This window comes from Psychrobacter sp. CAL346-MNA-CIBAN-0220 (genome assembly GCF_040309805.1).
Lineage (GTDB): Bacteria > Pseudomonadota > Gammaproteobacteria > Pseudomonadales > Moraxellaceae > Psychrobacter.
In genome coordinates, this window is sequence record NZ_JBEOPF010000180.1 from 1 (window position 1) to 279 (window position 279).

The window sequence follows — 279 nt, forward strand, 5'->3', positions numbered from 1 at the left end:
GTTGAATTATGCCCAGAAATTTCAGGAAAAATAACAAACAATGGCATCCCCATTAAAGAGCTACTCATAGAACGTAGCCTCACCTATGCAGATGAAGAATATTCAGATAACTGTATGACTAACGCTGAAGGTGAATTTAGTTTTACAGCAAAAGCGATCAAATCACGCTTACCAGGTAATATTTTACATGAACCTGTTGTTAGGCAGGTTTTAGAGTTTACGTTGGATGGCAATGATAGCGAAACTTATATCTGGGCCACAAATCAACATAACATTACC

At 37.3% G+C, this 279-nt stretch carries 1 protein-coding gene; it reads left to right on the forward strand.

What is annotated here, in order from left to right; translation table 11 throughout:
- Nucleotides 1–279 (forward strand): DUF6795 domain-containing protein (locus AAEY88_RS13225; RefSeq protein ID WP_350563128.1); only part of this gene is annotated, 279 nt, incomplete at both ends.